The organism is Verrucosispora sp. WMMC514 (genome assembly GCF_027497295.1).
GTDB classification, from domain to species: domain Bacteria; phylum Actinomycetota; class Actinomycetes; order Mycobacteriales; family Micromonosporaceae; genus Micromonospora; species Micromonospora palythoicola.
This window is the reverse complement of the sequence record NZ_CP114906.1, coordinates 1,138,900-1,165,872: the sequence shown is the minus strand read 5'-3', so window position 1 is coordinate 1,165,872 and position 26,973 is coordinate 1,138,900. Positions and strand designations below refer to the sequence as shown.

The 26,973-nt window shown below is 71.2% G+C and carries 23 protein-coding genes and 1 pseudogene; 15 read left to right on the top strand and 9 right to left on the bottom strand.

Annotation, left to right across the window (positions count from 1 at the left end; all coding sequences use genetic code 11):
* Positions 1-22: 22 nt before the first annotated feature.
* Complete coding sequence (locus tag O7597_RS05255; protein WP_269737991.1) at positions 23-1,126, bottom strand: 3-deoxy-7-phosphoheptulonate synthase; 1,104 nt, start codon at positions 1,124-1,126, stop codon at positions 23-25.
* A gap of 301 nt (positions 1,127-1,427) precedes the next feature.
* On the opposite strand from O7597_RS05255, the gene O7597_RS05250 reads away from it, so the two are divergent.
* Both O7597_RS05250 and O7597_RS05245 read left to right on the top strand, forming a co-directional pair.
* On the top strand, positions 1,428-2,579 hold the full coding sequence (locus O7597_RS05250; protein WP_281582152.1) for an alkaline phosphatase PhoX: 1,152 nt from the start codon (positions 1,428-1,430) through the stop codon (positions 2,577-2,579).
* Positions 2,580-2,673: 94 nt separating this feature from the next.
* The gene (locus O7597_RS05245) at positions 2,674-2,898 is read left to right on the top strand and encodes a hypothetical protein (RefSeq protein ID WP_269737989.1); all 225 of its coding nucleotides are present in this window, start codon (positions 2,674-2,676) and stop codon (positions 2,896-2,898) included.
* On the opposite strand, the gene O7597_RS05240 is transcribed toward O7597_RS05245, so the two are convergent.
* A complete protein-coding gene (locus O7597_RS05240) occupies positions 2,865-3,599 on the bottom strand; it encodes a phosphodiesterase (RefSeq protein ID WP_281582151.1) in 735 nt (244 codons plus the stop codon). The genes O7597_RS05245 and O7597_RS05240 overlap by 34 nt on opposite strands.
* A 127-nt stretch (positions 3,600-3,726) precedes the next feature.
* Here O7597_RS05240 and O7597_RS05235 point away from each other — a divergent pair, with 127 nt between their 5' ends.
* From O7597_RS05235 to O7597_RS05200, 8 genes are all read left to right on the top strand, one after another.
* On the top strand, positions 3,727-5,019 hold the full coding sequence (locus tag O7597_RS05235) for a pitrilysin family protein (protein WP_281582150.1): 1,293 nt from the start codon (positions 3,727-3,729) through the stop codon (positions 5,017-5,019).
* A gap of 85 nt (positions 5,020-5,104) precedes the next feature.
* Positions 5,105-6,457 (top strand): pitrilysin family protein, encoded by a 1,353-nt coding sequence (locus O7597_RS05230; protein ID WP_281582149.1) that lies wholly within the window; start codon positions 5,105-5,107, stop codon positions 6,455-6,457.
* A 218-nt stretch (positions 6,458-6,675) separates the two neighbouring features.
* Positions 6,676-7,698 carry an aspartate-semialdehyde dehydrogenase gene (locus O7597_RS05225; protein WP_281582148.1) on the top strand — a complete coding sequence of 341 codons (1,023 nt, stop codon included), beginning with the start codon at positions 6,676-6,678 and terminating at the stop codon, positions 7,696-7,698.
* A gap of 28 nt (positions 7,699-7,726) precedes the next feature.
* Complete coding sequence (locus O7597_RS05220) at positions 7,727-8,167, top strand: PPOX class F420-dependent oxidoreductase (protein ID WP_269737984.1); 441 nt, start codon at positions 7,727-7,729, stop codon at positions 8,165-8,167.
* A gap of 67 nt (positions 8,168-8,234) precedes the next feature.
* Positions 8,235-8,651, top strand: a complete 417-nt coding sequence (locus O7597_RS05215; protein ID WP_269737983.1) for a CBS domain-containing protein — start codon at positions 8,235-8,237, stop codon at positions 8,649-8,651.
* 192 nt (positions 8,652-8,843) lie between these two features.
* On the top strand, positions 8,844-9,212 hold the full coding sequence (locus tag O7597_RS05210; RefSeq protein WP_269737982.1) for an SCP2 sterol-binding domain-containing protein: 369 nt from the start codon (positions 8,844-8,846) through the stop codon (positions 9,210-9,212).
* Complete coding sequence (locus O7597_RS05205; protein WP_281582147.1) at positions 9,212-11,272, top strand: glycogen debranching N-terminal domain-containing protein; 2,061 nt, start codon at positions 9,212-9,214, stop codon at positions 11,270-11,272. Before O7597_RS05210 ends, O7597_RS05205 begins: the two co-directional genes overlap by 1 nt.
* 113 nt (positions 11,273-11,385) lie before the next feature.
* On the top strand, positions 11,386-12,135 hold the full coding sequence (locus O7597_RS05200) for a lysophospholipid acyltransferase family protein (RefSeq protein ID WP_281582146.1): 750 nt from the start codon (positions 11,386-11,388) through the stop codon (positions 12,133-12,135).
* 31 nt (positions 12,136-12,166) lie between these two features.
* On the opposite strand, the gene O7597_RS05195 is transcribed toward O7597_RS05200, so the two are convergent.
* From O7597_RS05195 to O7597_RS05175, 5 genes are all read right to left on the bottom strand, one after another.
* A complete protein-coding gene (locus tag O7597_RS05195; protein WP_281582145.1) occupies positions 12,167-12,868 on the bottom strand; it encodes a hypothetical protein in 702 nt (233 codons plus the stop codon).
* Positions 12,869-12,942: 74 nt separating this feature from the next.
* Entirely contained in the window at positions 12,943-13,656 is a 714-nt protein-coding gene (locus tag O7597_RS05190; RefSeq protein WP_281582144.1) for a response regulator transcription factor, read from the bottom strand.
* A complete protein-coding gene (locus O7597_RS05185) occupies positions 13,629-14,762 on the bottom strand; it encodes a hypothetical protein (RefSeq protein ID WP_281583187.1) in 1,134 nt (377 codons plus the stop codon). Before O7597_RS05185 ends, O7597_RS05190 begins: the two co-directional genes overlap by 28 nt.
* A gap of 109 nt (positions 14,763-14,871) precedes the next feature.
* Positions 14,872-16,050: an ATP-binding protein gene (locus O7597_RS05180; RefSeq protein ID WP_281582143.1), complete on the bottom strand. Its 1,179-nt coding sequence runs from the start codon at positions 16,048-16,050 to the stop codon at positions 14,872-14,874.
* Positions 16,051-16,188: 138 nt separating this feature from the next.
* Positions 16,189-16,734 (bottom strand): N-acetyltransferase, encoded by a 546-nt coding sequence (locus O7597_RS05175; RefSeq protein ID WP_281582142.1) that lies wholly within the window; start codon positions 16,732-16,734, stop codon positions 16,189-16,191.
* Positions 16,735-16,835: 101 nt separating this feature from the next.
* On the opposite strand from O7597_RS05175, the gene O7597_RS05170 reads away from it, so the two are divergent.
* From O7597_RS05170 to O7597_RS05150, 5 genes and pseudogenes are all read left to right on the top strand, one after another.
* Positions 16,836-18,368, top strand: coding sequence for a PQQ-dependent sugar dehydrogenase (locus tag O7597_RS05170; protein WP_281582141.1), 1,533 nt, complete (start codon positions 16,836-16,838; stop codon positions 18,366-18,368).
* Between the two features lie 152 nt (positions 18,369-18,520).
* Entirely contained in the window at positions 18,521-19,285 is a 765-nt protein-coding gene (locus tag O7597_RS05165; RefSeq protein WP_281582140.1) for an HAD family hydrolase, read from the top strand.
* Between the two features lie 712 nt (positions 19,286-19,997).
* Complete coding sequence (locus O7597_RS05160; protein ID WP_269737973.1) at positions 19,998-20,519, top strand: hypothetical protein; 522 nt, start codon at positions 19,998-20,000, stop codon at positions 20,517-20,519.
* A 490-nt stretch (positions 20,520-21,009) separates the two neighbouring features.
* Positions 21,010-24,171, top strand: a complete 3,162-nt coding sequence (locus O7597_RS05155; protein ID WP_269737972.1) for a choice-of-anchor M domain-containing protein — start codon at positions 21,010-21,012, stop codon at positions 24,169-24,171.
* Between the two features lie 137 nt (positions 24,172-24,308).
* Positions 24,309-24,509, top strand: a pseudogene (locus tag O7597_RS05150) (MFS transporter); the annotation flags it as partial.
* Between the two features lie 464 nt (positions 24,510-24,973).
* Here O7597_RS05150 and O7597_RS05145 read toward each other — a convergent pair.
* Positions 24,974-25,771 carry a class I SAM-dependent methyltransferase gene (locus O7597_RS05145; protein ID WP_269737970.1) on the bottom strand — a complete coding sequence of 266 codons (798 nt, stop codon included), beginning with the start codon at positions 25,769-25,771 and terminating at the stop codon, positions 24,974-24,976.
* 7 nt (positions 25,772-25,778) lie between these two features.
* On the bottom strand, positions 25,779-26,960 hold the full coding sequence (aztD, locus tag O7597_RS05140) for a zinc metallochaperone AztD (RefSeq protein ID WP_281582139.1): 1,182 nt from the start codon (positions 26,958-26,960) through the stop codon (positions 25,779-25,781).
* Positions 26,961-26,973 lie beyond the last annotated feature (13 nt).

Genomic DNA, 26,973 nt, shown 5'->3' with positions numbered 1-26,973 from the left:
CCTCATGATCAACGAGGTGGGACTAGGCGGGGGTGGGGAGGGAGGGGGCGGTGGCGCGGCGGGTGCGGACGGCGGCGGCCAGTTCGGAGAGCACCTCGTCGGTGGTGTCCCAGCCGATGCAGGCATCGGTGACGGACTGGCCGTAGGTGAGTTCGCGGGTGGGGTCGAGATCCTGTCGACCCGGTACCAGGAAGCTCTCCAGCATGATCCCGACGATGCCGCGCTGGCCGGCGGCGATCTGCCCGGCCACGTCGGCGGCGACCGCGGGCTGGTTGCGGTGGTCCTTGCCGCTGTTGGCGTGGCTGGCATCCACCACCAGCCGTTCCGGCAGCCCCGCGGCGCGCAGCAGGTCCAGCGCCCCGGACACCGACTCGGCGTCGTAGTTCGGCCGGCCGCCGCCGCCCCGCAGCACCAGGTGGCCGTCCGCGTTCCCGCGGGTGTGCATGATCGCCGGCGTGCCGGAGACGTCGATGCCCGGGAAGACGTGTGGTACGCCGGCCGCCCGGATCGCGTCGACCGCGGTGGCGATGCTGCCGTCGGGACGGTTCTTCATGCCGATCGGCATGGACAGCCCGGAGGCGAGCTGGCGGTGCACCTGGCTCTCCACGGTGCGCGCCCCGATCGCCCCCCACGCGACGGTGTCCGCGATGTACTGCGGGGTGATCGGGTCGAGGAACTCGCAGCCCACCGGCAGACCGAGACGCAGCACGTCGAGCAGCAGCGCCCGGGCACGGCGCAGCCCCGTGTTGACGTCACCGGAGCCGTCCAGCCCGGGGTCGTTGATCAGCCCCTTCCAGCCGACCGTGGAACGCGGCTTCTCGAAGTACACCCGCATCACGACGAGCAGGTCCTCGTCGACCCGCTCGGCCGCCGCCCGGAGCCGGTGCGCGTAGTCGAGGGCGGCGGCGGGGTCGTGGACCGAGCACGGCCCGACCACCACCAGCAGGCGGTCGTCGGCGCGGTCGAGCACCTGGCCCACCGCCCGACGGCCAGCCAGTACGGCCGCCGTGAGGGCGTCGTCCAGGGGCAGCTCGTGCAGCAGCAGGGCCGGGGTGGTCAGCGGTACCACACGGTCGATCCGCTGGTCGATGACCCGGTGGTTCTCCGGGGTCGTCACGGTGGGCATCCTTCCGCCGACCGCACCCGGGGCCGGTGCCCGGGTCGAGCCGGCTGCTCGTACGCGAAAGGGCAGGAACGAAAGCTCCTGCCCGGCCGGCTCGAATTCGGTGACGTCAGATCATGGTGAGGTCACCGGCCGAGCCGGCTGCCTAAACCATCGATACGAGCGCGTCACGGCGGTAAGCGTACCCGACCGTGCCCGAGCGCTCATCCTCCCGTCGACAAAGCCTCGTCTCGTGTTCACCGACATCGATAAAACCGCCGGTAATTTCAGCGCCACCGAACGCTGCTCCCTCCGGAGGTCCCCGATGGATCGTCGTACCGTCCTGCGCGCCACCGTCGCCGGTGGCGCCGCCGCCTTCTCCGGCAGCCTCTGGGCGGGCGCCGCCGTGGCCGCACCCGCCCAGCCCGGCCCCAGCCCATACGGCTCACTGCGCAGCGCCGACGGCAACGGCATCCAGCTGCCCACCGGCTTCACCAGCCGGGTGATCGCCCGGTCCCGCCAGGCCGTCTCCGGGACGTCGTACACCTGGCACGACGCGCCCGACGGGGGTGCCTGCTTCGTCGCCGGCACGGGCTGGATCTACGTCTCGAACTCCGAGATCACCCCGGGCGGCGGTGCCTCGGCGGTGCGCTTCAACGCCGACGGCAGCATCGCCTCGGCGTACCGGATCCTCGCCAACACGAACCAGAACTGTGCCGGTGGGGCCACGCCGTGGGGCACCTGGCTCTCCTGCGAGGAGGTCAACCGCGGGTTCGTCTACGAGACGTATCCGCAGGGGGGTACCGCCGCGGTGCAGCGGCCGGCGATGGGACGGTTCAAGCACGAGGCCGCCGCCTGCGACCCGGACCGTCGGGTGATCTACCTGACCGAGGACGAGAGCAACGGCTGCTTCTACCGGTTCCGGCCGAACAGTTGGGGCAACCTCTCGTCCGGCACCCTGGAGGTGCTGGTCGCGGGGTCCGCCACCAGCGGCCCGGTGACCTGGGCGCGGGTACCGGACCCGGACGGGTCGCCGACGGTGACCCGCAGCCAGGTCTCCGGCGCAAAGCGGTTCAACGGTGGCGAGGGCTGCTGGTACGACGACGGCACCTGCTGGTTCACCACCAAGGGTGACAACCGGGTGTGGGCGTACGACGCGGTCAACCAACGCATCGACCTGGCGTACGACGACTCGCTGGTCTCCGGCACCGCACCGCTGACCGGGGTGGACAACATCACCGGCACCGGCTCGGGTGACCTCTACGTGGCCGAGGACGGCGGCAACATGGAGATCAACATCATCACCCCGGCCGGGGTGGTCGCCCCGTTCCTGCGCGTCACCGGTCAGTCGTCCTCGGAGATCTGCGGGCCGGCCTTCTCACCGGACGGCACCCGGCTGTACTTCTCGTCCCAGCGCGGCACCTCCGGCTCCTCTTCCGGCGGCATCACCTACGAGGTGCGTGGCCCGTTCCGCTGACCTCGGGTCTCCGGCGAGGTCGGGTCCCTCGGACAACACGAGGGGCCCGCCCTCGCCGGAGTGGGGAAGACGGGGGCGGGGTATGAGGAGCGCCATGACTGACGAGACTGACGAGCGAAGCGACCAGGAGCGGGTGGAGTCCCGCGCCCACCTGCTACCGGAGGAGGCGGCTGCCGGCAGCGACGACGCGCAGGCCCAGGCCGACGCGATCCTCACCGAGTCCGACGCCCGGGAGGCCAACCAGAACGTCGCCCCCGACACGGTGTTGGAGCGGCGCACCTCGGATCAGACCGTCAACCCGGTGGAACCGCCGGACTGAGCGGTGGCGCCACGCCCTCGGCGGGATCCTCGGTAGGTGTGCTGGCGCAGCCAGGCCAGCGGTCCGGCCAGGCGCAGCTCCTCCGGGAGGTTGCCGACCGGGTCGAAGGCCAGCCCGGCGTCCTCCCGCGCGCTGAGCTGATCGCCGATCGTGACCTGCCCGAACGGCCGCCACGGTCCGGCGGCCGAGGCGACGGCGAGGACCAGCCTCGGCCGGCCGGCCGCCACCGCGGCGGACAGGCCGGCCAGGTCCCGGCCCAGGTCGGGTGACTCCGGGTCGGCCAGCGCGGCCAGCCAGAGCCGCCGCCGACCGGCACGGTAGGACATGACCGAGCTGTACGTGCCGGTGAACCGGCGTCGCGGCAGCGGCAGATGCCGCAGCACCGGTGCCGTGGCGCTGGAGCTGACCAGGAGGTCGAACGGCCGTCCGGTCGGTCGGTGGAACCGCACGGCCAGGCCGAGCACGTCGGGCCAGGTGCCCGGGGTGGGCGTCCCCTTGGAGAGCCGGACGGTGGCCGGATACTGTCCGGGCCGGTCGAGCAGCCGGACACCGGTTGGCCGGCCGGACGTACCCCAGACGAGCACCGCACCGGCGAAGGACCGGCCGGCCGGGTGCAGCATCCGGTCCCGGCGCAGCCGGGCCACGGCCCGTGCCGCTCGTTCGGTGAGGACGGCGGGCGGCGGCCAGGACATCGTCGGCATGTCTTCCGCATACCCAGGGCCCTGTCGTCGATGCCGCCATCCGCTCCGCGGACCCGTCCGTCGACGCGGCTCGCCGGTGGGGCGTCCCGCGGCCTGCCGAGGCGGAAGATCGGATAGCGTCGGTGCCATGCCCGACAGCGGTTATCCCTGGCCGATCTCGACGACCCGACTGGACAACGGCCTGCGCGTGGTGGTCAGCGAGGACCGCACCGCCCCGGCGGTCGCGGTCAACCTCTGGTACGACGTGGGTTCCCGGCACGAGCCGGCCGGACAGACCGGCTTCGCCCACCTCTTCGAGCACCTGATGTTCGAGGGCTCGACGCACGTGGCGAAGACCGAGCACATGAAGCTGGTCCAGGGGGCCGGCGGCTCGCTCAACGCCACCACCAACCCGGACCGCACCAACTACTTCGAGACGGTCCCGGCGGAGCACCTCGAGTTGGCGCTCTGGCTGGAGGCCGACCGGATGGGCGGGCTGGTGCCGGCACTGACCCAGGAGACGCTCGACAACCAGCGGGACGTGGTCAAGAACGAGCGGCGGCAGCGCTACGAGAACGTGCCGTACGGCGACGCCTGGCTGCGGCTGCTGCCGCTGCTCTACCCGCCAGGCCACCCGTACCACCACGCCACCATCGGCTCGATGGCCGATCTGAACGCCGCCGACCTGGCCACCTTCCAGGCGTTCCACCGGACCTACTACGCGCCGAACAACGCCGTGCTCAGCGTGGTCGGCGACACCACGGTGGACGAGGTCGTCGCGCTGGCCGAGAAGTACTTCGGCGGCATCCCGCCCCGGCCGGAGATCCCGGCGGCACCCGACGGGCGGGTCGTGCCGGCCACCGGAGTCCCCGCGGTGGAGACGGTGGTCACCGAGGTGCCGGCACCGCGGGTGTACGTGGCGCACCGCACCCACCCGTTCGGCAGCCCCGGATACGACGTGGTGACCGTGCTGGCCACCGTGCTCGGCAGCGGTCGGGGCAGCCGGCTCTACCAGCGGCTCGCCGATGGTGAGCGGATCGCCCAGCCCGATCTGGTCGGTGCGTACGGGGTGGATCTGGCACACGCACCGGCACCGCTGATCGCCACCGCCACCGCCCGTCCCGGGGTGAGCGGTGAGCGGTTGGCCGCCGGGCTCGCCGAGGTGGTCGACGAGCTGGCGACCGTGCCGGTCACCGCCGCCGAGCTGGATCGGGCGAAGGCGTTGCTGACCACCGCGTGGTGGCGGCAGATGTCCACCGTGGACGGCCGGGCGGACGCGTTGAGCCGGTACGCCACCCAGTTCGACGACCCGGCCACGGTGGCCGAGCGGTTACCGGCCTGGCTCGCGGTGACCGCCGAGCAGATCGCCGAGGTGGCCGCCGAGGTGCTCGGCGCCGACGACCGGGTGACCCTCACCTACCTTCCGCAGGACAAGCAGTGAGCGCCAGCAGCGGGCGGTGCCGCCCGGCGGAGTGCTGCGGGTGGGCATCCGTGAGCCCCGCAGCCGCGAACGAGAGGATCGCCCGGTGACCCTGATCGCTGATCGTCCCGGTCCGGGTACGGCCCGCCCGTACCGTTTTCCCCAGGTGGTCCGCCGCTCCGTCGCGGGTGGCGACGTCGTCGCCGCGCACCTGCCCGGGCAGAACCTCGCCGTGGCGATGCTGCTGCTGGACGCGGGTGCCGGTCGGGAACCGGTGGGCCGCGAGGGGCTCGGCGGGGTGCTGGCCAAGGCGCTGGAGGAAGGCACCACCCAGCGTGACGCCACCGCGTACGCGCTGGCGATCGAGGCGCTCGGCACCGAGTTGGTGACCGGGCTGGACTGGGACACCTTCCAGGCCAGCGTGCAGGTGCCGGTGGGTCGGCTGGGCGCGGCGGTGGAACTGCTCGCCGAGGCGGTGCGTACCCCGAGGCTGGACCCGGACGACGTGCGGCGGGTCCGCGACGACGAGGTGACCGCGCTGCGGATGGACTGGGCCAACCCGGGGCCACGGGCCGACGCGGCGTTGCGTGCCGACCTGTTCGGGGCCGGCAACCGGTGGGGCCGTCCGATGTACGGCGATCCCGACTCGGTGGCCGGCCTGGACGTGGAGGATGTGACCGTCTTCCACTCGGAGTGGTTCATCCGTCCGGGCACCCTGGTCGTCGCCGGTGACCTGGAGCGGCTCGACCTGGACGCCCTCGCCGCCACGGCGTTCACCGGCACCGGCGGTGGGCCGGTGGACCGGGGGACGCCGATCGAGGTGCCGGCGCGTCCCGAGCGGCGGATCATCCTCGTCGATCGGCCCGGATCGGTGCAGTCCACACTGCGGCTCGGTCATCCCGGCCCGCACCGGGCACACCCGGACCACGTGCCGATCGCGCTCGCCGGCACGGTGCTCGGCGGGGCGTTCACCTCCCGGCTCAACCACCTCATTCGGGAGGTCCGTGGCTACACGTACGGCATCCGGGGCGACTTCGCCTCGTCCCGCCGGTTCGGCCGGTTCGCGGTCAGTTCGAGCGTGCAGACCGCCGTCACCGCACCGGCGCTGGTCGAGGCGGTCGGCGAGATCGCGCGTACCCAGGCCGGTGGGGTGACCGAGGACGAGCTGGCGGTGGCCCGGTCCTGGCGGGCGGGCCAGCTCTCGGTCGAGTTGCAGAGCCCACGGGCGATCGCCGGGGCGCTCAGCACGCTCGTGGTGCACGACCTGCCGGACGACTACCACGCCCGGCTGCGGGAGGAACTGCTCGGCGCCCAGGTGGACCAGGTCTCGGCGGCCGCCGCCACGCACCTGCGTCCGGAGTCGCTGACCCTGGTGGTCGAGGGCGACGCCGCGGTGATCAGGGACGAGCTGCTGGCCACCGGTCTCGGCGAGCTGACCGACCACCCGTCCGGGACGTGATCGACCGCCCGCGGGGCCAAAGTGTGACGTCGGTCGCGGCGGGGGTGGCCGGGCTGAGATGCTGCGGTGGGTGAGGGCGGCGCGACGATGTTCTTGCGGCGGAACCGGCCGGCGAGGGGCGACTCTCCCGGTCCGGTCCGGCCCGGCCCGGCCGCCGGGATCCCCGCCGGTGGGAAAGCGTTCCCGATCCGGGCACCGGGCTGGGTAGCCTCGCGGGCATGAGGATCGGCATTGTGGGTGCCACCGGCCAGGTCGGTGGCGTGATGCGGCAGGTGCTGGCGGAGCGGAACTTCCCGGCGGAGCAGCTGCGGCTGTTCGCCTCGGCGCGCTCGGCCGGGCGGACGCTCGCGTGGCGCGGCGAGGAGATCACGGTCGAGGACGCCGCCACCGCGGACTACTCGGGGCTGGACATCGTGCTCTTCTCGGCCGGCAAGGGTTCCGCCAAGGAGCTGGCGCCACGGGTCGCCGCCGCCGGTGCGGTCGTCATCGACAACTCCTCGGCGTTCCGGATGGACCCCGAGGTGCCGTTGGTCGTCGCCGAGGTCAACCCACACGCCGCCGCCGTCCGGCCCAAGGGCATCATCGCCAACCCGAACTGCACCACCATGGCCGCGATGCCGGTGCTGCGCCCGCTACACGCCGAGGCGGAACTGGTCGCCCTGGTCGTCGCCACCTATCAGGCGGTCTCCGGCGCCGGCCTGGCCGGCGTCGCCGAACTTGACGAGCAGGTCCGCAAGGTCGCCGAGACCGCCGCCGGGCTCACCTTCGACGGCGGCGCGGTGGAGTTCCCCGCACCCCGCTCGTTCGCCCAGCCGATCGCCTTCAACGTGCTGCCGCTGGCCGGCTCGATCGTCGACGACGGGTCGGCGGAGACCGACGAGGAGCAGAAGCTCCGCAACGAGAGCCGCAAGATCCTGGAGATCCCCGACCTGAAGGTCTCCGGCACCTGCGTGCGGGTCCCGGTCTTCACCGGTCACTCGCTTCAGCTCAACGCCCGGTTCGCCCGGCCGATCAGCCCGCAGCGGGCGTACGAGCTGCTCGCCGACGCCCCGGGCGTCGCCCTCTCCGACGTGCCGACCCCGTTGCAGGCGGCCGGCCAGGACCCGACGTTCGTCGGCCGGATCCGGGTCGACGAGACCGTCGAGCACGGTCTGGCGCTCTTCTGCTCCGGCGACAACCTGCGCAAGGGCGCCGCGCTCAACGCCGTGCAGCTGGCCGAGCTGGTCGCCGCCGAGGGCTGAACGATTGTCCGACCGATCGGAGCAGAACGTGACCGACGAGCACGTCCGCAACGCCCTCAGCGACCTCATCGCGGGTCGGTCGCTGGGGGTGCTGGCGACCATCAGACGCGACGGGCGGCCACAGCTGTCGAATGTGGTCTACGCCTATGACCGCACGAACGGGCTGATCCGGGTGTCGGTCACCGACGGGCGGGCGAAGACCGCCAACCTGCGCCGTGACCCCCGGGCCAGCTTCCACGTGGCCAGCGACGACGGCTGGTCGTACGCGGTGGCGGAGGTGCGGGCCGAGCTGACCCCGGTCGCGGCGGAGCCCGGCGACGACACCGTCGCCGAGCTGGTCGATCTCTACCGGGCGGTACAGGGGGAACATCCGGACTGGGACGACTACCGCCGGGCCATGGTGGCCGAGAGGCGGCTGGTGCTGCGGCTGCGCGTGGAGCGCCTGTACGGCATCCCGCCGCGCGGCTGACCGGTCACGTTACTGCCCGCGACGGTCGGGTAGACCCCTGGTTGCCCGACACCCAGAGGGAGGCGCCATGACAACGGTCGGAGAGTTCATGACGACCCGGTTGGTGACCATGGACGGCAACGCCACGCTCGTCGCGGCGGCCCAGGAGATGCGCGACTCCGCCATCGGTGACGTGGTGGTGACCGACGGCGACAACGTGGTCGGCATCGTCACGGACCGGGACATCACGGTCCGAGGCGTGGCGGAGAGCATGGATCCGGACACCACCCGGCTGAACCAGATCACCACCAAGGACGTGGTGACGGTGAGCCAGTACGACGACGCCGTCGCCGCCGCCGACCTGATGCGGACTTACGCCGTGCGGCGGTTGCCCGTGCTGGAGGACGGCCGACTGATCGGCCTGGTGTCCATGGGCGATCTGGCGGTCGAGCGGGAGCCCCAGTCGGTGCTGGCCGACATCAGCGCGGACGACCCCAACAACTGATCCTTGCGCCGAACGGAGCCGGTTCCCGAGCCGTCGGGAGCCGGCTCCGTGCCGCTCGGCGCCACGAGTCCCGCGGTCCTGCGTTTCACCGCAGCACGTGCCGGTCGGGCCTCACCCCAAGCGGGTGAGGTTGAGTCAGCGGGCCTCGGGGACCCCTCCTGCGGGACATGAGCGATTGGGAGGAGGGGCCCGATGGCGGACGCGACCACGCGGTTTTTCGAGGACCTCGACCAGCAGGGGTACGAGCCTCTGCTGGCGAAGACCTCCGGAGCCCTGCGCTTCGACCTGCACGAGGGGCCGCAGACCACGCACTGGCTGGTGCGGATCGACCGGGGAGACATCCAGGTCAGTCGGCAGGACATGGAGGCCGACACGGTGGTCGGTACCAGCCCCGCGCTGTTCGAGGAACTGGTCACCGGCCGGGAGAACGGGCTGGCGGCGCTGCTGCGGGGGGACATGACGGTCACCGGTGACGCCCGCCTGGTGGTGCAGGTCGAACGGATCTTCCCCGGGTCGCCGTACGCCCGGGGACCGCAGCGCTACCGGAAGGGGGTGCAGTGATGGCGCCCAGCCACACCGTACGGATCCTCGACGGCAACAACTTCGTCGTCAGCGAGGCCACCGGGGACATCGAGGCGACACCGACGGAGCCGACGGGACTGTTCTCCATCGACACCCGCTTCCTCTCCAGATGGGTGCTCACGGTCAACGGTGAGCGACTGAACGCCCTCTCCTACGACGACCTCCAGTACTACGAGTCGCGCTTCTTCCTGGTGCCCGGGCTGGCCACGCACTACGTGGACGCGAAACTGTCGATCATCCGGGAGCGGGCGGTCGGTGGGAGCTTCCGGGAGGACATCACCATCCTCAACCACGACGAGAAGGCGGTCGACCTGGAGATCCGGATGGACGCCGGCTGCGACTTCGCCGACCTGTTCGAGGTCAAGGACGAGATCCTCAACAAGAAGGGTGAGATCTACGCCGAGGCCGAGCCGGACCGGCTGCGCCTGGGCTACCGGCGGGGCAACTTCAAGCGCGAGACGATCATCTCGTCCTCCGCGCCGGCCCGGTACGACCGCAACGGTTTCGCGTACTCCATCCACCTGGAACCGAACGAGCAGTGGAACACCCGCATCGACGTGCAGACCCTGGCGGTCGGCCCGGGCGGACGGGACCTGCGTCTCGGGTTGCAGGCGCACGGCACCGAGCGGCTCGCCCTGCAGCACGACCTGGAGGAGTGGATCGCCAAGGCGCCGACGGTGAACAGCGAGCACGACCGGCTGGCCGCGACGTACCGCAAGTGCATCGTCGACCTGGCGGCGTTGCGCTTCTCGCCGCTCTCGCTGGGCGGTCAGACCCTGCCCGCCGCCGGCCTGCCGTGGTTCATGACCATGTTCGGCCGGGACAGCATCCTGACCTGCCTGCAGACGCTGCCGTTCACACCGCAGCTGAGCGCGACCACGCTGCGGATCCTCGCGGCCCTGCAGGGCACCCGGTTCGACGACTTCCGGGAAGAGGACCCCGGCCGGATCCTGCACGAGATGCGGTACGGCGAGAGCGCCGCGTTCGAGGAGCAACCGCACTCGCCGTACTACGGAGCGGTCGACTCGACGCCGCTGTTCGTGGTGCTGCTCGACGAGTACGAGCAGTGGAGCGGCGACGGCGCGCTGGTCAAGGAGTTGGAGCAGGAGTGCCGCCGGGCCTTCAAGTGGATCGACGACTACGCCGACCTGGTCGGCAACGGCTACATCTGGTATGAGCGGCGGAACACCGACACCGGCCTGGAGAACCAGTGCTGGAAGGACTCCTGGGATTCCATCTCCTACCGCGACGGCACGCTGCCGCCGTTTCCCCGGGCCACCTGCGAGGTGCAGGGGTACGCGTACGACGCGAAGATGCGCGGCGCGCGGCTGGCCCGCGAGTTCTGGGACGACCCGGCGTACGCCGACCAGTTGGAGCGGGAGGCCGCGGCCCTGAAGGAGCGGTTCAACCGGGACTGGTGGGTCGAGGACGGCGGCTACTACGCGCTCGCGCTCGATCCCGACGGACGACAGTGCGACGTGCTCAGCTCCAACATCGGCCACCTGCTCTGGAGCGGGATCGTCGACGACGAGCGGGCCGAGCAGATCGCCAACCACCTGGTCGGGCCACGGCTCTGGACCGGCTGGGGGGTGCGGACCCTGGCCGAGGGCGAGGTGCGTTACAACCCGATCGGCTACCACAACGGCACCGTCTGGCCCTTCGACACCTCGTTCTGTGCCTGGGGGCTGCGCCGGTACGGCTTCGCCGAGGAGGCCGCCATGATCGCCAACGGCATCCTGGACGCCGCCCGGTACTTCGACGGACGGTTGCCCGAGGCGTTCGGCGGCTACCCGCGTGAGCAGACGAAGTTCCCGGTGGAGTACCCGACGGCGTGCAGTCCGCAGGCGTGGTCGACGGGGGCGCCGCTGCTGTTGCTGCGGACGATGCTCGGCCTGGAGCCGCACGAGGGGCACCTGGCGGTCGAGCCGCGGCTGCCGGTCGGCATGGGTCGGATCGAGGTGCTGGACATTCCCGGCCGCTGGGGTCGGGTGGACGCCTTCGCCCGTGGCCGGGTGGACCTGCACTCGCTCGCCGGGTGACCGGCGCGGCCGGGTCGCCCCGACCGGGCGACGGGTGACCCGGCCACGCTCCGGCGGATCACGGCGACCACCGTCCCTACCGGTGCGTAACCTACTCGGGGTAAAGTTCCGGAATGCCGGAACTCGTGTACCCGCCCGTTATCGCCGCCGCCAAGACGATGTTCCGGGTCCTCGACCTCAGGCTCACCGTCGAGGGCGACCACCACGTTCCCCGCACCGGCGGGGCGGTGCTCGCCAGCAACCACGTCAGCTACCTGGATTTCATCTTCTGCGGACTGGGTGCCCTCGAATCCCGGCGACTCGTCCGGTTCATGGCCAAGGACTCGGTGTTCCGGCACCGGGTGTCCGGGCCGTTGATGCGCGGCATGCGTCACATCCCGGTGGACCGGCGCGCCGGCGCCGACTCGTACGCCGCCGCGGTCGCCGCGCTGCGCTCGGGTGAGGTGGTCGGCGTGTTTCCCGAGGCGACGATCAGTCGCTCCTTCACCGTCAAGGAGCTCAAGAGCGGAGCCACCCGGATGGCCCGTGAGGCGCGGGTACCGGTGCTGCCGGTCGCGCTCTGGGGCACCCAACGGCTGTGGACGAAGGGGCGACCGCGTACGCTCACCCGCCGGCACACCCCGATCACCATCCTGGTCGGCGAGCCGATGGATCCGTCCGGATACCCGGACCCCGCCGCGATGACCGAGGAACTGCGTACCCGGCTGACCGCGCTTGTCGACCGGGCGCAGCGGGAGTACCCGGACCAGCCCGCCACCCCGGCGGACCGGTGGTGGTTGCCGGCGCATCTCGGCGGCAGCGCACCGACCCCGCAGGAGGCGGCGGTGCTCGACGCCGAGGACCGGCGTTCCGCGCCCCGCTGAAGCAGGTCGAGCCCTGCGGGCTGTCGGCGGCCTACCGCTGGCCGGACGCCGCGTCGTACGGCTGCGCGTCGCCGTGCCTCGGTCGGTAGTAGTCCTCGCGGGAGTGGAACTCCACCGGCAGGGCACCGGGCAGCAGCACCCGGCCCGTGCCGCTCAGCGACGCGGTCCGGGTCAGCCGGGCCAGCGCGTCCCGCTCCGGCGGGGACAGGTCCACCAGCTCCGGTCGGACCAGCCGGAACGTGGCGATCGCGTGGCGCAGCTGCCGGGCGAGTTCGCCGATCCGGTCGCCGGGACCGACCAGGGCGAGCGCCGGCTGCCGGATCGTCCGCAGCGCGTCACAGACCACCAGCAACGTCGCCGGGTTGCCGTCGGCGGCGGGCGCCAACTCCAGCCGCGACGGCCACTGCCAGCGGATCTGCCCGCTGACCAGTGCGGGCAGGCGGGCTGTGCCGCGGTGCCTGGCGCCCAGGTCGGTGCGCTGCCGGTCCCCACCGACGTACGTCAGCCGGTGGTCGGTGACGGTGAGCGCCACCGGGGCGGGCAACGACCAGGCGCGGTAGGCGTCGCTGGGACCGAGCAGATAGCCGGCCACGTCCACCCGGTGGCGGTCGAGCACCTGCTCGCCGCTCGCCGGGACCAGCTCGTGCCGCCGGTCCAGCACCGGGCCGGTACCGTCGTCCACCGCGTCGAACCGGTGCGGTGCGATGAAGAACGGGGACGCGTCATCGTGCATCGTCGGGAACCTCCGGTGCGGACGGCATCTACCCATGAGCCTCGCCGAGACTTCCGCCGCTGTCATGACGCCCGTTAGGGGGTCGGCCGATCGGTCGACGCGCGCGACCGGTAGATACCAATTTCCTCTGGTCGGACGAGTCCGTCCTCGATCGCCCGGGCGAGCAGCGCCGCCTTGGTGGCGGCCGGGCGACCGGCCCGCGTGTACTTGATCCGCGCCCGGTCGACGTACTGCTTCACAGTGTGCTCGCTGATCCGCATCCGCCGGGCCACCGACGCCTTCGACATCGACTGGAACCACAACAGCAGCGCCTCACGCTCCTTGTCGGACAGCATCGGCCGATCCGGTCGCGGATCACCGACCATCGCGCCGGCCAGCGCCGGCGCGACGTACGGCCGGTCGCTCGCCGCGTCCAGCACGGTCGCCACACAGTGTTCCCGTCCCTCGTGCTTGGCGAGGAACGCCACCGCACCGGCGTCCAACGCGGCCAGCATCGTCGCCGGGTCGGAGTGTTCTGAGTAGACCACCACCCGCCGTCCGGCGGAACTCAGCTCGGCGAGCTTGTCCAGCACCAACCGTCCGTGCAACCGCAGGTCGAGCAGGATCACGTCGGCCTGCGGTGCCGTTCGCAACACCTCGTCCGGATCGTCACCGGTGGCCAGCACGGTCAGTCGGGGCTCGGTGGCGAGCCAGGCGCGCACCCCGTCGATGACCACCGGGTGGTCGTCCACGATCGCCACACCGACGGGCCGTCCCGGCGTCACCGGTGCCAGCGCGTCTGCGTCCATCTGATCTTCCCGTCCCGTTCGTAGAGGTGCTCCACCTGCCCGTCGTCCTCCGCCGGATGCCCGGGGTCGTCCGGGCCCTCCCGGTCGGGTGTTACGAGGCTGACCACCACCTCGTCCGGGCTGGAGACGACGGTCAGCCGGGCCCAGTCCCGTGCGTCCGCGAGTCCGGCGGTGAGCGGATCCGCCAGGCCCCTGCGGATCCGCACCGGCAACGGTGGCGGTGAACCAATTGTGACCAGGTCGATCGGCAGGCCGTTGCGCTCGGCCAGATCGGCTGCGGCCCGCAGTTCGTGCAGCAACGGGTGGGGCACGTCGTCGGACTCGGCGATCAGGCGTCGCAGCCGAGCGGCAGCGCGTACGCAGCGGCGCTGGACCTCCGGGTCGGCCGGATCGGCCTGCCCACGGGCCAACTCGGTGAGCACCTCGCTGGCGGCGCGACTGACCAGGTTCAGCCGCTCGCCCCGCTCGTGCCGGGCACGTTCGGCGGCTTCCCGTTCGGCCACCATCGCATTCGTGGTTGCCGCCGTGGCGGCCCGCTGCCGGGACAGCGCGGCGAGCGCCGCCGCACCGGCGAAGACCGCCACCGGCAACGACGACGTGCCGTAGAGCGCCATCGTGGCCCGAGCCAGATCGGCGGCCTGCGTAGCGCCGTGCAGCACGACGGCGGTCAGCGCGGTGGCCGCGTGCGCGGCCAGCAGGGCGAGCAGCCGGCCCACCGGCTGCCCCCAGAGCGCCACCAGGAAGAACCAGGCGAGAGTGCCCCACACCCAGTTCGCCGGGCTGAACAGATGCGACCGACCGACCGCGGCGAAGACCGCCACGTCCACGACGAGCAGCAGGCCGGCCAGCGGCGCGGCCGGCAGCGGCGTGTCGCGTAGCAGTCGGATGCCGGCGATCACGCCGAGCGCCGCCACGAGCAACCAGCCACCCAGCACCACCGCGGGCACGGCCAGCGCCGACCCGGCGGCCAGCACCGCGGGCAGCCCGATCGCCAGATGCCAGACCAGCGCGATGGTGACCGCGACGATCCGGGCGCCCCGGTCGGAGATGCGGGCCACCGCGGCGGCCGCCCGGACCGCACCGATCTCGTCGGGCGCCGGCCTCAGCCGCTGCGCCGGTGCCGGACCCGACCGGATCCGCCACGGGCGGAACACCGCCCCGCCTGACCGTCGCCGAAATCCGGTCTCGCGCGTACCGGGGCCGCCCGGCAACCGCTCAGCCGACATCCGACCACTCCAGCCGGATCCGGGTGCCCCGACCGGGAGCGGAGTCGACGTCGGCGTGGCCGCCGATCGTCGCCATCCGGCCTCGTACCGACTCACGCAGACCGTACCGGTGCGCCGGCACTGTGCCCGGGTCGAAACCGGGACCGTCGTCGCTCACCTCGACCGTGACGGTGTCGGCGAACCGCCGCAGTCGCAGTGTCGCCCGCGCGCCGGGAGCATGATTCACCACGTTCGCCAGCGCGGCGTGGGCGCTCTCCGCGACGGCCTCCGCGACCGGTGCCGCCACCGTGCAGGGTGGTAGGTCGGCGGCGACCGGTAGGCCGGGCAGCCGGGCGAGCACCGCCCGCAGGCGCTCGTCCAGCCGGGCCGTCGCGTCGTGCGGCACGGAGCGCGCCTCCGCCAGGGCGGCGAGGGTACGCAGATCGGCGGCAAACCGCTCGCGTAACACGGGGGAGGGCCCGCCCACCGCGCCCTGCCCGACCATGGTGAGGGTCGCGAGCACCGTGTCGTGCAGGTCGCGGTTCTGCCGTCGTTCCGCCTCCCGCGCGATCCGGGCGACCGTGGCGTTACGGGTGGCCCGTTGCGCGGCCACGAACGCGGTGTCGGCGCGGGCGATACGTCGGCGCATCACCGCGGTCATCATCGCCGTGCAGCCGGTCTGGACCAGCAGGGTGACCGCGTGGGCCCACGCCTCGGTCGGGTTTCCGGCCGTGTGCGCACCCGTGGCGTAGGCGGCGACGACCAGCAGCCCGGCCGGAATGGACAGCCGGGCCGCAGCGGTCGCCTGCGCGTTGATCACGGTGGTGCTCGCCAGCACGGCGATCCAACTCGCCTCGCCGGGCAGCACCTCGGGCGCGACCAGGACCGGAATCGCCAGGCACGCCGCGCTGGTCAACGCCACGTCGACGGCGACGAGTCGGGTGCCGAGGCCGTCCCGCCAGGCGCGCGAGGCGTACCAGAGCGACCACGCGGTCAGCACCGCCACCGCCGGTAGCAGCAGTTCCGGACGTACCGGCGGGGTACGCACGGCGAGCGCCACCGGGAGGCAGAACAGCCCGCAGGAGAGCCGCAGCAGCGCCGGCAACCGGGTGAAGATGAACGCGAACGCGCCGGCGGCCGGGCGGTCCACCGTGGTGGGCGACGTGATCGGGTTGGGCAGGGCCGGCATCGGGAAGGCGTCCTTTGCGACAAACGACCCGATCCGGGTGCGCGCTGCGGAGATCGACGCCGGAGAATAACACACGGCAGTGGCCGTGATGACTGTAGGTGACGTCGGGATGGACGCTACGTCGCCCATCCGTCACACTCAGCCGCTGCCGTCCTCGCGGAGCCCCACGCAGTCCTGCTGCCAGAAGGTGGCCGAGTAGACGAACGTGCCGGTCATCCACGGCTCGTAGCCGGAGAGCCTGGCCACCTGGAAGGCGGGGGCCGGAATGCGCAGCGACGGTCGACGAAAGCCCAGGCCACCGGCGGCGGCGAAGCCGAAGCGGGCGTAGAAACGCGGGTCGCCCTCCAGGAAGACCGCCGGCACGCCCCGCTCGTCGAGCAGGCGCAGCCCGTGGGTGACCAGAGCGCCGCCTATGCCGCGGCGCTGCCGGTCCGGTACGACCGCGAGTGGGCTGAGCACCTGCACCGGTACGAGTCGACGTGGCGCGTCGAGCAGGCTGCGGCTGAACAGCACGTGGCCCACGACCTCGTCGTCCTCCTCCGCGACCAGGCTGAGGGCCTCCGGATCGTCGTCCCGCAGCGCCCGCACGAGCGCCGCCACCACCTCGCCGTGGCTGCCGAACGCAAGCCGGTGCAACTCGTTCACGGCGTCCCGATCGGCTGTCAGTTCCTCGCGCAGGCGCATGGCGTGGACGGTACGGCCGGCGGCGCGGCCGGGGCCAGCGATATCCGGAGCCGGCGTGGCATCGTGTTAGATTTACTTGCATCTATGCATGAGGGGGTGGCATGAAGATCCGACTCGCGGTCGGGGCTGTACTCACCGCCAGTCTGGTCGCCGGCAGCGTCGGCGTCGCCGGCCTGGCCGGCGCGGTCCCGAACGCCGAACGTCCATCCGGCGCCCTCGGTGACGCGGCACCCGCGTTGCTCGCCGTCGGCGACTTCGACTTCTCCCGGCCCGAGACGGTCGCCACCGGCCTGCAGGTGCCGTGGGGGATGGACTTCCTGCCCGACGGCAGTGCGCTGGTCGCCCAACGACCCACCGGGCAGGTGGTGCGGGTCCGCCCAGGCCAGGCGCCGGAGCCGGTGGTCACCATCTCGGGTGTGACTCCGGTGAGCGAGGGTGGCCTGCTCGGGCTGGCCGTGTCGCCGACCTACGCTCAGGACGGCTGGATCTACGTCTACTTCACCACCGCGACCGACAACCGGATCGCCCGGTTCCGGCTCACCGCACCGCAGACCCAGCAACCGATCCTCACCGGGCTGAACCGGGCGGCGATCCACAACGGCGGCCGGATCGCGTTCGGACCCGACGGCATGCTCTACGTCGGAGTGGGCGACGCCGGACAGACCGCGTCGGCGCAGGACCCGCAGAGCCGCAACGGCAAGATCCTGCGCATCCGACCCGACGGCACCGTTCCGCCGGACAACCCGACCGCCGGGTCACCGGTATACAGCCTCGGCCACCGCCACGTGCAGGGGCTGGCCTGGGACGCCCAGGGTCGGCTGTATGCCACGGAGTTCGGTCAGAACACCTGGGACGAAATCAACCTGATCGTCGCCGGCGGCAACTACGGATGGCCCACGGTGGAGGGAAGGGCCAACGACCCCCGCTTCCGTGACCCACTGCTCACCTGGACCCCGGCGGAGGCGTCACCGAGCGGTGCGGCGATCGCCGGGAACCGGCTCTTCGTGGCCAGCCTGCGCGGCAACCGGCTGTGGAACGTGCCGCTGAACACCTCCGGCGGTGTCGGCACCCCCACCGCCGAACTGACCGGCAACTACGGGCGACTGCGCACCGTCGAGTACGGTCCGGACGGTTGGCTCTGGGTCACGACCAGCAACCGGGACGGCCGGGGCACACCGGCCGCGACAGACGACCGTATCCTGCGCTTCCCGCCCCGCGACGGCACCACGCCACCCCCGACCACGCCGCCCCCGCCGACCACGCCGCCTCCCCCTCCCACCACGCCGCCTCCCACGACGCCGCCGCCGACCACCGGGCCCGCGGGCTGCGCGGTGAGCTGGACGGTCAACCAGTGGAACACCGGCTTCACCGCGGACGTCCGGGTCACCAACCGGGGTGCCGCCCTGACCGGCTGGACCGTGACCTGGTCCTTCGGCGGCAACCAGCAGGTCACCAACGCCTGGAACGCGCAGGTCACTCAGTCCGGCAGGAATGTGACCGCGCGCAACGCGGCCTGGAACGGCAGCCTGCCGACGAACGGCACGGTGAGCTTCGGCTTCCAGGCCACCTACTCCGGCACCAACGACCGCCCCACCGACTTCCAGCTCAACGGCACCCCCTGCCAGCCCAACTGACCACCGGCCTCAGACGCCGCATGCCAGACCGAGCCAATCTTGGACAGTTTCCGTTACGCGTTACGCGCTAACGGGAACTGTCCAAGATTGACGGTGACGTGGCCTGGCGGTGGCTGTTCGGTCCGCGCGCCTGGGTGCGGAAGGATGGCGGCATGCTGCGATCGCCCCGCGCGCTCCTGTTGGACTTCGGCGGTGTTCTGGCCGACGCTCCACGACAGCCACCGGCACCACCGGAACTGGTGCGTCGGCTGTTCGACCTGATCGGCGGCATCGTGTCGGCCGAGCAGATCGCCGCCGACCTGACCGAGGGCGGCCGGGCCTACGCGCGGTGGCGCGACGACGCCGGCCGCTCGGATGATCCCGTCGAACTGCCACACGCGCAGGTGTGGGCGAACTTCGTCACCGGCACCTGGCCCAGAGCGGCGCGCACGGCGGTCGAGGAAGCGGCGACCCCGCTGGCGTACGCCTGGGCGTGGCGATCGGAGTGGCAGGTCCGCCCCGGGATCCTGGAGGCGTTGCGGGCCGCGGCCGTCGCGGGTCTACCCATGGCGGTGGTCAGCAACGCGCTCTGCGGGGCGGCACATCGGGACTTCCTCGCCACTGCCGGGCTGTCCGACCTGTTCGTGGCCGAGTTCTACAGCGACGAGGCCGGGCTCCGTAAGCCCAATCCCCGCCTGGCCTGGCTGGCGGCCGACGCCGTCGGCATACCGATCGGCGACTGCTGGTTCGTCGGCGACAGCGTGCACCGCGACGTGGCCTGCGCTCGTCGGGCCGGTGCCGGCGCCGCGATCCTGATGCGCTCGCCCCGCACCGACCGCGAGCCGTCCCCACCCGACCTGCGACCGGACGCCCGGATCGAGGACGGTCACGGCCTACTCGCCCTCCTGCGACAGCGCGGGCGCGTTGCCGCAGGCTGACGACGAGGAGACGGGAGGCGCGCCCGGCAGGATTCGAACCTGCGGCCTTGGGATTAGAAGTTGAATCCGACTCGTGATGCCAGGTGCCCGGCAGTCCGCAGGGGTACCTTTCCGTCCAGCTAGATGCCCCTGCGGATCCCGGGCCATGCTGCTCAGTATTGCCAGGTGATCAAACGTCCGGGCTCACACGGGGCTCACTGGTGCGCGGCAACGGAGACCGGTCCGGGGCAGGTGAAGGCTGCGGGAGATCTCCGGGTGGGCCGGGGAGTAGCCCCCGCAACGGGGACTGGCCGGGGTGGGCCGGTGACGGCGGTGAGATCCCGGTTGGTCCGGTAGAAGTCCTCGCGCCCGGAACGGAGGCCGGCCCGGGTGGGCTGGCCAAGGCGGACGACGCGTTGATGTTCGGAGGCCAGTGGGACATTTTCCCGCAACGGTGACCGGCCGTCGTAGGCCGGTGAAGGGGACCCCGGACCCGTCGAGGTTCGGTTCGACCCCATAGCCGCAACGGTGACCGGCCGTCCGTCGTAGGCCGGTGAAGGGGTTCGTAATGTACGGACGAGCGGGCTTCGCTTTCCTGCGCCATCGAATCCTGCTCAGCTGACCAGCACCCTCCGTCACCACCGAATGTGAGACAGAGCCGAAATCGACACACTCCCTCTCGTCGCCGAAGGTCATCACGTCCAGCGTCCGGCCCTGCCTGGCCAGCAGGACGATGCCGGCGAACACCACGGCCGCCACCCGGGGGCAGCGCCCCCAGGTGACGGCCCCGAAGTCGCCCATCGACCAGAACAGCAGCGTGCTGGTGGCCTTGCTGTCCGGCGAAAAGTACACGATCATCGCCATCAACGACTGGAAACCGAACGACATCACCACGCCGGTCAACACGAGTCGCAGCGGGGCGAGCCCGGCCCGAGTCCAGGACGCCAGGAACAACCAGCGCGGTGGCCGCCACCGCTCCGACAAAGGCTCCCGCGAGACGGCGTACACGGCGGCGGCGAGCCCGCCGGAGACGGTGACGGCGACCGCACCGACCGAGGCGCCGAGGAGACACCCAGCATTTACGGTCCGCGAGAGCGTTGCGCACCAGCACTTGGAGGGCAACCCCGACAGCGCCGAGCCGGCACCCACCCAGGCCGCCAGCAGCACCCCGGGCGTACGGATCTGCCAGTCGATCTGGTACCGGGTCACCTCGTCGGCGGAGATCGTGCCACCGGTCACGCCTGCCCACAGGTAATGCGCGGTCGCCGATGGGGGGATGACGGCAGCGTTCAGACCGATCACCACCACCGCGGAGACGAGCAGGCCGAGGACATGCAGCCCGATCGCTAACCCGGTGATCGTGCCTGCTTGGCCCCGGTGGTTGGTCAGTGGTCTGCGCCGGTCGATTGGCAGCGCAAGGTGGCCCGGTCGGTTGGGTTCGCGGGCGTGGCACCGCGTCGCCGGGGTCGACTGGTCGCGTCCGCCGATTGGCGCAGGAGAGGCCATGATCGTTCGGATGCTCGCTATTGCAAATGAGCTTCGTTTTCGATGATGATGGCGATCCACCTACTGAGGAGCGTCGTAGCATGGAACCTCTCCGGCGTTGGATGCGCCGACCTATGACAATGAGCCGAGCCCTCGCTGCCCTGCTGGCAGTGGCCGTGGCGGGAACGGGCGTCGTGTTGCTTCCGCGGGCTTCGGCCGGTGCGGCGGATGGGCCAGCCCCGCCTCCGGCGCAGAAGACGGTGATCGCCGACGTCCACGCGGACGCGATCGCCACGTTCTGGGACGATGGTTCGCTGCAACTCGGCAGCAAGGCCGACATACCGGACGTGGGTACGCGCTATGACGCCGACAAGGTGTGGTTCCACATCGACAACGACTCCTACGTGGCGCAGTTGCCGGCCGGTTATGAGTTCGTCGCGCCAGCGGGCGCAGCGGTGTGGATGATCCCTGAGACCCAGGCGCCGGGTCAGTTGTGGGCCGGGTTCTCCACCGAGTCGGTGCCGGCGGGAACGCTCGACAACGACGACACGACGCTGACGCTGGTGGATGTCGAGGGTCCAGGCGATGTCGAGGTGTGGCAGGGCGGCGCGCTCGGCCAGCAGGTGCGGCGGTTGTGGTCCAGCGACGAGGACGTCAAGTCCTTCACTCTCGGGCGGGTGCATATGCATGCCAACTGGGCGTTCACCGCGCCCGGTTCGTATGACCTGACCGTGCGTGCGGGCGCCGCTGTCGGCGCCGCGCCGGTGAGTGACACCGCGACGTACACGTTCATCGTCGGCGACGCGCCGGTGCAGGTGGCGACCACGACGTCGGTGTCGGCGTCGGCGACCACGCTGACCGCGGGTGACTCGGTCACCTTGACCGCGAACGTCGTACCCGCCAGCGTGAGCGGTTACCTGGAGTTCCGGGACAACGGCAACGTGATCGGTCACGCACCGGTCGTCGCGGGTTCGGCCAGCATGGTCACGACTCCGGCCGTCGGCTCCCACTCGATGACGGCGCGGTTCGTCCCGGCCGTCAGCAACCTGGCTGCGACCTCGACCTCAGATCCCGTGACCGTCCAGGTCACCGACCCGTCGGGAGTTCCGTTCACGGTCGAGCTGGACAAGGCGTCGTATGTCGGGGGCGAGACCATGACCGCGACGATGAAGGGCTTCACGTTGAGTGAAGGCCAGAATGTCACCTGGTCGATTCGTGGTACCGGCGGCGGCAGCGGCATCGCCTTCAGTGGCCTCGGTCCGGACGCGGCGACGGGTACGGCTGTGTACCGCGTGGAGGCGAGCGACAACACGCGGGAGATCCGCGCCAACGTCCGTCAGGGCACCACGGTCATTTCCTCGACCCCGTGGGTGCGTCTGAACGTCGCCAACGCGGTGCCGGCGATTCAGGGCCAGTTCATCGGTGACGGTCGTAACCTGTACATGGGCGACGACATCAAGATTCAGCTCACGGACAACCGGGCGCTCGAGGAAGGTGAGACGATGCGGCTTGCCCGCCTCGCGGCGGCCTCGTCCGGGCGGTGGGGCGCCTCCGGGTTCGGTATGGGCCTGGACGGCGACGTGCTGTCCGTCGAGCCGCCGGACGCGAACTTCACCGGCTACGCGTCGTACGCCCTCCAGATCGTCAAGAACGGGATCGTCATCGCCCAGTCCGACGTCTTCCGCGGCGAGATCAAGTGGAACCACGCGGTGGTCTCCGGCCTTCAGCCGGTCTACCGCGCCGGCAGCTCGTTCGACCTGACGCTGGATGAGTTCTACCCGAACACCGACAACCTGACCCACTTCGCCTGGACGATCCGGCCCAGCGCCAGCAACACCTCCAGCAAGGTGGTGCTCGCCGAATCGGACAACATCGAGGACGTACGCCATCTCAGGTACGAGAACATCCCGGCGGAGTGGAACAACTGGCACCTCGACTTCGACGCCTACCGCACCTACGCGCACAGCGGCAGGACGGTCCAGGTCAACGACTTCTTCCGGCCGCTCGTCCGGTCCCTGCAGGTGCGGCAGCTCAACCCGGACGAGCAACTGCTCTTCCTGCGCGCGCTGCCCGACCACTACCACACCGGCAACACCGTGAAGTTCGACCTGGTGGCCGACCCCACCCTCGCGACCGAGGACACCGTACGGTGGGAGTGGAAGTGGCCCGGCAGCGAACAGTGGTACGACATGGGCCTGACCGGCGTCTACCACGAGTACACCGCCGAGCAGGGCCTCAACGGTGCACAGGTTCGCGCGGAGGTGACCTTCGGCAACGGCGAGCGGATGATCACGGATCCGGTGACCATCGTGATCGACGACCATGGCGGTGCGTCGGGCCGCCGCCCCACCGTCGTTGGTGCGACCAACCACCAGGTGGGTGACCAGGTCACCTTGAGGGCCGAGGTCCAGGGGGCGCCGACCGCGCTCACCCAGTTCCGCTGGTTCCGTCAGCGGACCGGCGAGACCGAGCCAAGCGTGATGCCGGGCGAGAACGGCGCCTCACTGTCGTTCACCGCGTCCGCGGCCGATGACGGCGCGCGGTACCGGGTCGCGGTCATCACCCCGGCCGGCCGGATCGCCTACGACCCCGCCAACACCCTCACGCTGTCCGTGAGGCCGGCTGCCGACCCCAAACCGACAGTGACGGTGACCGGGCTCGCCGACCGCTATGACAGCGGTGATGCCGTGACCCTGACCGCCACCACCGACCCGGCGCACGGTGATGCTCGCTACGAGTGGGCGACGCGCGCGGCCGGGGCATCGGAATGGTCGGTCGTGCCGAATATCACCGGTCCGTACCGCTTCACCGCCACGGCAGAGATGGATGGGCTGGAGATCGTGGTGCGGGTCTACGACGGTGACACGCTGCTCGCCGAATCAGCTCCCGTGACCGTGCGTGTCACCAACGGCGGCGGGGAGCCGGAACCCCCGAGCGGTGCGTCCCAGAACATTGTCGCGACCATCGACGACTCCGCCGGAGCCCTGGTCATGTCCGTCGACCCTGACGACCGGGAGGTCAATCTCCCGGCGATGACGCTCGCCACCGACGGGACGTCCTGGGCGGCATCCGGTCAGCTACGGCCGGTTTTGGTAACGGACACGCGGTCCGGATCGCCGGGCTGGTCCGTATCCGGCCAGAGCTCCGGTTTCGCGGCGACCAACGCGTCGTTCTCCGGACGCTATCTCGGCTGGGTACCAACAGTGACGGCTCAGGCGACCGGTGGAGGAGTCGAGCCTGGCGCGCCCGTGCCCACCGGCTTCCCCGATGGAGACGGCCTGTCCGTCAGCCGCCTCCTGGCTATCGCCACACCCGGAGAGGGCCTGGGCAGTACTCGACTGGCCGCCACGCTGGAACTGCGTGTGCCCACCCACACCGAGGCAGGTGTCTATCGAGCGACCCTGACCTTTACCGCGATCTGAACCCCTCCATCCGGGTCGCTTCATCGAACTGATCTCGTTGGCAATGCACTTGGTCGCTCTGCTGCGGACGTGCCAGCGCCCGCAGCAGAGCGACCGCCTGTCTGCCCCGAATAGCGGGGAGGCCCGTGCTTGTGGCCGGCGCTCTCGCCGGGATCACCGGCGCGACCACCGGCCTGACGTTCGTGATCGCACCCATCGCCGGTACCGCTCTCTATGAATTCGGGAGCGCGATGCCGATTGTCGCCGGAACGGTGATCATGGCCGCCGTCGTCACCGTCTTCGTCCACCCGCACTTCCGGCGCATCCCCCCACCGGCGTCAGGACTGCCCCCAGCGTGAGTCCCTTCGCGACGATGCCGCGATCAGGGTGTCGTCAACCGTGTGGGTGCGCGTGTCGGACACCTCCGCCGTAGCGCTGCGGGCTGACGGAAGCACCCCCCGGCGCAGGAGGTGACGCCGGGTCCCACGGTGCCCGGCAGTCTTTCCGGCGGCACCGGCCTGACGACCGGCTGTGTCCTCGGATCGGCGCCGGCCGCGGAACCGCTCAACTGGACGCCGGTCTTCGGCTGGATCTGCCCACCGACACCGCTCCCGGCACCTACGCCGCCACCCTCGCCCTCACCGCGATCTGACCCGGGCCGGAGTCGGGTCACGACGAGTTGTTGGCGGATGTCGCAGTAGCCTGCGACATCCGCCACAGCGAGGAGTGAGGTGATCTCGTCCGGACGGACCTCCCCGTGTTCGGTCTAAAGATCGCCGCCCTGCTGCCACTGGTGGCAAGCAGGGCGGCGAGGAAGCCCGGATCAGCGGGCTACCGCGCGTACCACGTCCATTGGGCCGACGACCGCGTCGAGACCGGCTGCGGACAGTTCGGCGATGATCGCCTCCGGTGATACGACAAACCACTGGTAGGCGGCCGTGATCTCGCGTACCAATTGGCCGTCTTGGTCGAGCACCTGGTAGCGCATCCGCCACCGCAGAGTGTCTGGTCCGTCCGGCTGTGCCGCTCCGCTGCCCACATAGGTGTGGTCACCCACCCGCACCCTCACGAACTCCGCCTCCGGAATCTCCATCGGCTCTGCCGGCGGTTGCGCGTTGACCACCAGGGGCGCACCGTCGGCGAGCCGGTCGCGCAGCCGCCCCCACAACTCGCGACGGGCGGGCGGTGCCAGATGCCCGATCATGTTCATCGCGACCCCGCCGCCGATCCGGTCCGGCAGGGGGACGTCCTGCGCTGCGGCGGCCACCACCGTGACCCGCTCCCGCAACTCGGGGACGGGGCCGAGTCGGCAGAGCAGGGCCGCGCGCTGGACGGCCGACGGCTCGACCGCCAGGATCCGCGCAGCCGGCAACACCTCGGCGATGAGCTGGGTCCCGAGCCCGCTGCCCGCTCCGAGGTCCACAATGGGGCCCGCCTGCGGTGCGGCGCCGGCCAACGCGGACCGTACCGGATCACGCAGCGCCTGCCACGCGTCGAGACTGAGCAGGTCGAGGAACTCGCCCGAGTCGTGGTATTCGTCGCCGTTCATCCGCACCCTCTCGTAGTGGTTGTCGCTGATGCGACCGGCGGTGAAGACGAGGTCGCCTCCACCGCCGGTCACCGGGATGTCAGTGCGCCGACAGCGTGCCGCTGATCTCGTTCGGGACCGCGTCGAGCGTCACCGATCCGACGACCTTGCCGGTGCTGAGGTCGAGCCGGTGCACCTGCTTTGTGGCGGGCTCGGTGATGTAGGCGTCGTCACCGCGGACGAACAGGGCCGGGCGCGGCTCCTGCCACTGCATCGGTTCCTGCCACGCGCCGACCACCGGCCACGAGTTGGTCAGCTTGCCGGAGGCGGGGTCGACCACGTGCAGCTTGCCGTCGGTGCCGAGGATCAGGCCCTCGCCCTGCGGACCGCGGGCCAACGAGCGGAAGCTGTAGCTGACGCCCTCGGGCATCGGCACGACCTGGAGCTTCTGGGCCGCCGTGTCGATGAGCGCGAACTGCTCGGGGAACTCGCGCTCCGCGTCCGGCTCGACCTTGTAGTCGCCGAGCAGGACGGGCGACTTCTCGCTGCCCACCTGGGTGGCGACGGCGCCGTACGCACCCGCGCTCCTGACCTTCACGAAGGCACCATTCTTGAACAGCAGTACGCCGTCCGTGCAGCCGAGGCCCACGACCTCGCCCTGGGCGACCGCCTCGCCGTGCACGCCGGGGCACTCCTCGCTGCGGGCGATCTCCTTGCCGTCCTTGTCCAGCGCGATAGCTCCCGGGCGCGACTCCTCCGTGCCGAGGGTCACGACCAGGGTGCCGTCGGCGAGTTCCACGGCCACGCCGTGGTGCGGCTGCGCGGTCTTGTACTGGCGTCCCTCGGGCTTGCCGTCGGCGAGGGTCTTCGGGTCGAAGCTGTGCACCTCGCCGGTGCCGTCGGTGAACAGCACGGTGCGGTCGCCGTGCAGCACCACGTGGCCGGGCTTGGGGCCTGCATAGTTGATGTCCGTCATCTCGCCGGCGCCCCCGTCGAGGACCTGGAACCCGGACTCGGTGGAGACGAAAACGTTTGTGTCGTTGCCGGCCGGGTTGACCCGGTTGAAGCCGGGCAGGGCGACGTTGTGCGCCACCTTCAGCGCCTCGCCGTCGAGCACGTAGATGCCGCCGTCGTAGGTGATCGCCACCGGCTCCTGCACCGAGGCCGCGGCGGACGAGCTGGCCGACGGTGCGTTGCCCTCGTCCGCATCGGACGCGCACGCGGTGAGCGCCAGCGTGGCGGCCACCAGGGCGGCCGCGCCGCTGATTCTGCGATGCCTCACGAACTACTCCTCA